This is a genomic window from Campylobacter sp. US50a, from assembly GCF_004379015.1.
Taxonomy (GTDB): Bacteria; Campylobacterota; Campylobacteria; order Campylobacterales; family Campylobacteraceae; genus Campylobacter_D; species Campylobacter_D jejuni.
The window spans coordinates 1-1,184 of the sequence record NZ_RYYJ01000045.1; the positions used below are offsets into that span (position 1 = coordinate 1).

A 1,184-nucleotide genomic window follows, 5' to 3' on the forward strand; every position below is an offset into this window, starting at 1 on the left:
TTTTTTTAAAAAACCGTTTTTACTATTCTTTAATCTTTTATATTGTATTTTGATTGTCTTATTTATGTAATTTTATATATAAAAAAAGTTTTTTCCAATTTTACAACAAAACCCTTTATGGTATAATAAAAATAAAAATTATATAAGAAAGGATACAAATGGCTATAAAAATTGAAATTAGCGGATTTGATAAGGATTTTTTACCTGTTTTTGAGAGTTTAGCTAAAAGCCTAAAAGCTACTTATTGTTTGTTAGAATGTGATACTCCAGAAGAGAAAAAACAAAGTTCTATGAAAAAGGCTTTAGAAGAAATGAAAAATGGAGAGCATGAAACTTTTAAAAACTTTGATGAGTATAAAAAGGCTATGCGTGAAATATGAAATTAGAGTTTTAAAAGAATACAAGAAAAACTATAAGAAGCTAACGCTAAAAGAAAAAGACTTAGTAGATGAAATAGTCTATCGCTTATCTAACAATGAAACTCTTGAAAAAAAATACAAAGATCATAAACTAAAAGGTGAATTTAAAGAGCTTAGAGAGTGTCATGTAAAACCTGATTTACTCTTAATTTATCAAAAACAAGATGATAAACTTATTTTAACATGTATTAATATAGGTTCTCATAGCGAGTTGTTTTAATAATTGAAGTTAAATTAATCAAGTTTATAAAAATCCATAACTACATATTAAGTCATTTATATCATAATAGAAAGAAAAAAGAAAAACACTATGAAAAAATTATCCCAAGAAGAAATACAAAAAGCTATGAGAGAATGTGTAGTAAGTTCTTATACTTATGATCCAGTTAATCCTAATGGTTATTTCTCAAGATTTATTCGATGTTTTAAATGAAGATTTTACCAAAGAATATGAATTCATAGATAGTCCTACTTTAGATGATATAGTAAAACACAAACAAAGTGATGAAGTTTTTAAAGTGTTTTATAAAAAAGATGATAAAATAAGATTGCTTAGAGTTAGCAATATGCAAGCTTTAAATCGTTTTGATAAACTTAAAGGTGCAATGACAAAAATAATTTTAGATAGTGGTTTTAAACCTGATAAATAAAAAGGATTAATATGTGTAAAGATCAAGAATATATAGAGCAAATGAAAACTTTATTATTAAAAGGTTTTAAAGATGCCAAAGATGATAAAGTGTATCAAAAAGAACAGCTTGAACT

Annotated in this window: 4 protein-coding genes; all 4 read left to right on the forward strand. The window is 24.2% G+C overall.

The annotated features are described in order from the left end of the window. Nucleotides 1-158: 158 nt before the first annotated feature. The 4 genes from ELQ11_RS09545 to ELQ11_RS09555 all read left to right on the forward strand — a co-directional run bounded on the left by ELQ11_RS09545 (nt 159) and on the right by ELQ11_RS09555 (nt 1,069). A complete protein-coding gene (locus ELQ11_RS09545) occupies nt 159-380 on the forward strand; it encodes a hypothetical protein (RefSeq protein ID WP_002881155.1) in 222 nt (73 codons plus the stop codon). Continuing rightward, nucleotides 370-639: a type II toxin-antitoxin system YafQ family toxin gene (locus ELQ11_RS09550; RefSeq protein ID WP_079860616.1), complete on the forward strand. Its 270-nt coding sequence runs from the start codon at nt 370-372 to the stop codon at nt 637-639. Before ELQ11_RS09545 ends, ELQ11_RS09550 begins: the two co-directional genes overlap by 11 nt. 90 nt (nt 640-729) lie before the next feature. After that, nucleotides 730-852: a hypothetical protein gene (locus ELQ11_RS10465; RefSeq protein ID WP_002813541.1), complete on the forward strand. Its 123-nt coding sequence runs from the start codon at nt 730-732 to the stop codon at nt 850-852. Then, entirely contained in the window at nt 815-1,069 is a 255-nt protein-coding gene (locus ELQ11_RS09555; protein ID WP_070285991.1) for a hypothetical protein, read from the forward strand. The genes ELQ11_RS10465 and ELQ11_RS09555 overlap by 38 nt, the downstream gene beginning before the upstream one ends. The last annotated feature ends 115 nt before the right edge of the window (nt 1,070-1,184 follow it).